The organism is Salinigranum sp., from assembly GCF_041641895.1.
GTDB lineage: Archaea > Halobacteriota > Halobacteria > Halobacteriales > Haloferacaceae > Salinigranum.
In genome coordinates, this window is record NZ_JBEPXO010000136.1 from 1 (window position 1) to 5370 (window position 5370).

Consider the following 5370-nt stretch of genomic DNA (forward strand, 5'->3'; position numbering starts at 1 on the left):
ACACGACGCTCTTCCGATCTGGCGACGCTCGTCGCCGCCCCGGTGACGATGGCCGACTGGGGCGAGCAGGTCTCGCTGTCGGCCGAGCGGGTCGACGCCGACCGGGTCGACCCGGAGACGCCCGTCCTCCGGTTCGAGGAGCTCTCTCCGGAGACGCAGTCCGTCGTGGCGCGAGCCATCGACTCCGACGGGTCGGTCGTCGTCTACGGGGACGAGGACGCCCCTGAGCGGTTCGCCTACACCGACTACACCGCCCCAGGCCACGGCCTGTACGCCGTCGTCTACGACGGGGAGTACTACCGACTGAGAACGTACGCCGCGGGCGGGTTCCCGTTCGTCTACTGGGTTCTCGAACTCCCCTTCGTCGCCTACGGCGCCGGTCTGGTCTGGGTGGCGCACCGGACGGACCGTGGGCGACAGTCGCCGTCACACGCGCTCGCCCTCGCCGGCGTCGGCCTCGGCTTTCACGCGCTCGGTCCCGCGTTCGACTTCCCGCTCGTCGCCGGGGCCGCGTTCGCCGCTCTCGGTGTCGTTGGCACTGCCGTCCTCGCGGGCGTGGTCTGGTGGAGCAAGGCGACCCCGCCGGGTGCCGCTGTCGACGCCGCGTGACGTCACCACGGTTCACGACCCGGCCGGGCCACCCGTTCTTCCGGCCGGTCGTGACCCGTTCCTCCCGTCGGGCGTGGCCTGTCCTCTCCTGTCGAGCGTGACCTGCTCAGCCGTGCTACACCACGCGCACGGGGTCGATGCCGTACTCGTCTGCGACCCGCATCAACTCCTGCGCCCGCGGTTCCAGCTCGTCGGGGGCGTGCGAGTCGGTCCCGAGCGTCAACGAGACGTCGTGGTCGAGGAGGACGTCGAGGAACTCGCCGGTGGGGTGGACGTCGCCGTAGTCGTCGAGAGCGCGGCCGGCGTTTATCTCGGGCACGGTAGGGGAGTCGCGGAACGCCTCCGCAACCCGGACGTAGTCGTCGTGCGAGAGCAGACCCCGGAAGGCGGGGTTGCGTTCGAGCAGGTCGGGGTGGGCCGCGACGTCGAACAGGCCGGAGTCGACGAGTGCGACGAGTCTGTCGACGTACCGCGCGACCAGGTCGCGGCGCTCCGCCTCGGATTTCGCGGCGAAGTGACTCTCGAAGTGGACGTTGACGCCGTCGAGGTAGTGGACGCTGCCGACGGCGTAGTCGAAGTCGGCGTCGGCGAGGAACGCCCCGATTTCGGCCTCGTCCCGCGGGTCGTAGTCCATCTCGACGGCGTCGTAGAGCGACAGGTCGAACCGCTCGCCGAAGGCGTCGATGGCCTCGCGGCGGCGCTCGTAGGTCCGGTCGAGGTTGTATCCCATCCGCGCGCGAGTGCGCCGTGGACCCTCGCGGTCGGAGACGGTACAGTGATCGGCGAAACCGAGGGCCTCGAACCCCGCCGCGTCGGCGGCACGAGCCATCGACCAGAGGAACCGGCCGTCGGAGTAGTTCGAGTGGGCGTGGTAGTCGGCGATGGGCACGCCTCGAACTACCGACCGAGGGGTGGAGAACCTGTCGGATTTTTCGACGGCTACTGAACGTTCGTCCACAACTACCTGTCAATTCGGCACAGAATGCGGTTCGTGAGCCGGTGACACCCGGGGTCGCTCCCGAAACGATTTTCAGGAGTGGTTGCGGATGGTCGGTATGCCGAAGGAGCCCGAAACAGGGTACGACCCGACACTGGGTCGGAAGTTCGTTTTCGTCACGGGGGGTGTGATGTCCGGACTCGGAAAGGGAATCACTGCCGCGAGTACGGGCAGACTGCTCGCCAACGCCGGGTTCGACGTGACTGCGGTGAAGGTGGACCCCTACCTCAACGTCGACGCGGGGACGATGAACCCCTACGAACACGGGGAGGTGTATGTGTTGAAGGACGGCGGCGAGGTCGACCTCGACCTGGGGAACTACGAGCGCTTCCTGGGCGTCGATATGACCTCGGACCACAACGTCACCACCGGCAAAGTGTACAAACACGTCATCGAGCGCGAACGCGCCGGCGACTACCTGGGCAAGACGGTCCAGATCATCCCCCACATCACCGACGACATCAAGCGCCGCATCCGCGAGGCCGCCGAGGGCTCGGACGTCTGTATCGTCGAGGTGGGCGGCACCGTCGGCGACATCGAGGGGATGCCGTTCCTCGAAGCGCTCCGGCAGTTCGCCAGCGAGGAGGCCGACGAGGACCTGCTGTTCATGCACGTGACGCTCGTCCCCGACTCGAAGAACGGCGAGCAGAAGACCAAGCCGACGCAGCACTCGGTGAAGGAACTCCGCTCCATCGGTCTCCACCCCGACATCATCGTCGGCCGCAACGAGCGGCGGCTCGACGCCGACACGAAGGAGAAGATCGCGCTGTTCTGTGACATCCCGAACGAGGCGGTGTTCTCGAACCCCGACGTCGACGACATCTACCACGTCCCGCTGATGGTCGAAGACGAGGGCCTCGACGAGTACGTGATGGAGCGGCTGGCGCTCGCCGACGAGGCGCTCCCCCACGCCGACCGCGACAACCGCTGGCGCGAACTCGTCACCCGGAACCCCGACGAGGCCGAGCCGCTCGAGGTGGCGCTCGTCGGCAAGTACGGCCTCGAGGACGCGTACATGAGCATCCACGAGTCGCTGAAGCACGCCGGCATCGAACTCGGCGTCGAGGTCGACGTCAACTGGGTCGACGCCGAGAAGATGCGCGACAACCACCGTGACCGCCTCCGCTCGGCGGACGGCGTCGTCGTCCCCGGCGGCTTCGGCGTCCGCGGGACCGACGGGAAGATCGAGGCGGTCCGCCACGCCCGCGAGAACGGTGTCCCGTTCCTCGGACTGTGTCTCGGCTTCCAGATGGCCGTCGTCGAACACGCGCGGAACGTCCTCGGGCTGACGGGGGCGAACTCGGCCGAACTCGACCCCGACACCCCCCATCCCGTCATCGACATCCTGCCCGAGCAGAAGGAACTCGACGACATGGGCGGGACGATGCGGCTGGGCGCGCACGAGACCGACATCAGGCCGGGTACGCTCGCAGCCGACCTGTACGGCGACTCCTGCGTCGAGCGCCACCGACACCGGTACGAGGTCAACCCCGAGTACATCGAACGACTCGAGTCCGAGGGACTCGTCTTCTCGGGGACGGCCGGCCCCCGGATGGAGATTCTCGAACGCGACGACCACCCGTTCTTCTTCGGCACGCAGTTCCACCCCGAGTTCCGCTCGCGGCCCGACCGGGCGTCGCCGGCGTTCGTCGGCTTCCTCGAGGCGGCCCTCACCGAGCGTGACGAGCGGGCCGAAGAGGAGGTGACCGCCTGATGGTCGACGCCGACGCGTTCATCGAGGAGGCCGTCGCCGAGATTCGGGACGAGGTGGGCGACGCCCACGCCATCATCGCCCTCTCGGGGGGTGTCGACTCCTCCGTGGCGGCGACCCTGGCCTACGAGGCACTCGGCGAGGACCTCACGCCCGTCTACGTCGACACCGGCCTGATGCGGAAGGGCGAGACCGACCAGATACGCGAGACGTTCGCGTTTATGGAGTCGCTAACAGTCGTCGAGGCGCAAGAGCGGTTCCTCGACGCCCTCGCCGGGGTGACGGACCCCGAGGAGAAACGCCACGTCATCGGTGAGCAGTTCATCCGCGAGTTCGAGACGGTGGCCAGAGAGAGCGACGCCGACTACCTCGTCCAGGGCACCATCTACCCCGACCGCATCGAGTCGGAGGGGAACATCAAGTCCCACCACAACGTCGGCGGCCTCCCCGAAGTGGTAGACTTCGAGGGCATCGTCGAACCCGTCCGCGACCTCTACAAGGACGAGGTACGCGACGTGGCCCGCGAACTCGGCCTCGAGGAGATCATCTCCGAACGGATGCCGTTCCCCGGGCCGGGACTCGCGGTCCGGGTCATCGGCGAGATCACCGAGGAGAAACTGGAGGTGGCGCGCGAGTCGTGTCACATCGTCGAGGAGGAGGTCGAGGCGCACGAGCCGTGGCAGGCGTTCGCCGCGGTCATCGGCAAGGCGACGGGGGTGAAAGGCGACAACCGGGTCCACGGCTGGGTGGTCTCGGTCCGGTCGGTCGAGTCCAGAGACGGCATGACCGCGCGGGCGCAGGAACTCCCCTGGGAGACGCTCCAGCGCATCCAGTCGCGTATCACGGGCACCCTCCCGAACGTCGCTCGCGTCGTCTACGACGTCACGCACAAACCGCCGGCGACCATCGAGTACGAATGAGCGCCGGAATCAGCATCGTCGTCGCTGGCGCGGACGACGCGGGGGTCGCGGCGGCGCTCGAAGCGGCCGGCGCCGAGGTGCGCAGAGTCGACGGTGTCGCCACCCGGCGGTCGCTCGCGGCAGTCGACATCGCGGACGCCGACGTGCTCCTCCTGACGGACATGGACGACGCGACGGCCATCTCGGTGGCGAAGGACGCCAACCCGGACGTGCGCGTGGTGACGTACGCCGCCGACTCGCTTCCCGAGTTCGCTCGGGCACAGGCCGACCTGGCGCTCGACCCCGCGCTGTTCAGTCCGGAACTCGTCGCCGACGAACTGGTGTAGCCCCGCCACCGAGCCGGCAGGGTTCGCTGTGACCGGGTGGTTTCTTGCGGCACGTCTCGAACACCGACCCGATGACACTTCTCGTCCCGTTCGACGACTCGCCACTCTCGCGGGCGGCGCTGAAGCGCGCGAGCGAGTTCGCGGCGTTCATGGACACCGAGGTGGTCGCGCTGACCGTCGTCCCCGACGACACCGACTACGCCGCAGCGCACGGCTGGCTCACCGAACAGACCCCGTCGACGGTCGAGGCCATCGCGGCGCGTCTCGAGGAGAAGGTCCACGAGGTGGCACCGAACGCCCGCTTCCGCTACGAACCGCTCGACGGGGAGGACGACCCCGTGGCGACGACGACGCTCGACGTCGTCCGGAAGATCCGCCAGGTCGCCGGCGAGGAGGACGCCGAGATACTGTTCGTCGGTAGCGAGAACGCCGGTCGGGTCGCGAGTCCCCTCTCGAGCGTCGGGAGCCCCCTCTCGGAGGACGCTGCGTACGACATCCACATCGTCCGCCACGCGGACTGAGGGGACTCGCCGACCAGTTCGCGTCCGGCGCGGGCGAGCGCGAGACCCGCCGGTCGACCCCGACAGCGGCAGCGACAGCGTCGGCACGACCGTTCGCCCGGATTAATCCGCGTAAATTCGGATAAAATCGGGCCGGGACGGCTCGAACCCGTGTTTCTCGTCACCCGGATTGAAACCCATTCGGGCCACAGGACCGGGTGCGATGAACGCGAAGCGAACCGTCGCCGTCGCGCTGGCCGCACTCCTCGTCGTGACGGGTGTGGCCGCCGCGACTCCCGCCGGACAG

Annotated in this window: 6 protein-coding genes; 5 read left to right on the top strand and 1 reads right to left on the bottom strand. The window is 68.3% G+C overall.

From position 1 onward, the window contains the following. The first annotated feature begins 18 nt into the window (after window positions 1-18). Window positions 19-609 carry a hypothetical protein gene (locus tag ACESK5_RS18670; protein WP_372913096.1) on the top strand — a complete coding sequence of 197 codons (591 nt, stop codon included), beginning with the start codon at window positions 19-21 and terminating at the stop codon, window positions 607-609. A 115-nt stretch (window positions 610-724) separates the two neighbouring features. Here the strand turns inward: ACESK5_RS18670 and ACESK5_RS18675 are convergent, their stop codons facing one another. Next, window positions 725-1492 (bottom strand): PHP domain-containing protein, encoded by a 768-nt coding sequence (locus ACESK5_RS18675; RefSeq protein WP_372913097.1) that lies wholly within the window; start codon window positions 1490-1492, stop codon window positions 725-727. Between the two features lie 172 nt (window positions 1493-1664). Here ACESK5_RS18675 and pyrG point away from each other — a divergent pair, with 172 nt between their 5' ends. From pyrG to ACESK5_RS18695, 4 genes are all read left to right on the top strand, one after another. Further along, complete coding sequence (gene pyrG, locus ACESK5_RS18680) at window positions 1665-3320, top strand: glutamine hydrolyzing CTP synthase (protein WP_372913092.1); 1656 nt, start codon at window positions 1665-1667, stop codon at window positions 3318-3320. Next, window positions 3320-4237, top strand: a complete 918-nt coding sequence (gene guaA, locus ACESK5_RS18685; protein WP_372913093.1) for a glutamine-hydrolyzing GMP synthase — start codon at window positions 3320-3322, stop codon at window positions 4235-4237. Before pyrG ends, guaA begins: the two co-directional genes overlap by 1 nt. Further along, the gene (locus tag ACESK5_RS18690; protein ID WP_372913094.1) at window positions 4234-4563 is read left to right on the top strand and encodes a CTP synthetase; all 330 of its coding nucleotides are present in this window, start codon (window positions 4234-4236) and stop codon (window positions 4561-4563) included. Before guaA ends, ACESK5_RS18690 begins: the two co-directional genes overlap by 4 nt. A 71-nt stretch (window positions 4564-4634) precedes the next feature. Beyond that, window positions 4635-5084, top strand: coding sequence for a universal stress protein (locus tag ACESK5_RS18695; RefSeq protein WP_372913095.1), 450 nt, complete (start codon window positions 4635-4637; stop codon window positions 5082-5084). Window positions 5085-5370 lie beyond the last annotated feature (286 nt).

What these genes read in the sequence shown, in the direction of transcription:
- pyrG (WP_372913092.1), top strand. Translation starts at nt 1,665, where the DNA reads ATGCCGAAGGAGCCCGAAACAGGGTACGACCCGACACTGGGTCGGAAG.
- guaA (WP_372913093.1), top strand. Translation starts at nt 3,320, where the DNA reads ATGGTCGACGCCGACGCGTTCATCGAGGAGGCCGTCGCCGAGATTCGG.
- ACESK5_RS18690 (WP_372913094.1), top strand. Translation starts at nt 4,234, where the DNA reads ATGAGCGCCGGAATCAGCATCGTCGTCGCTGGCGCGGACGACGCGGGG.
- ACESK5_RS18695 (WP_372913095.1), top strand. Translation starts at nt 4,635, where the DNA reads ATGACACTTCTCGTCCCGTTCGACGACTCGCCACTCTCGCGGGCGGCG.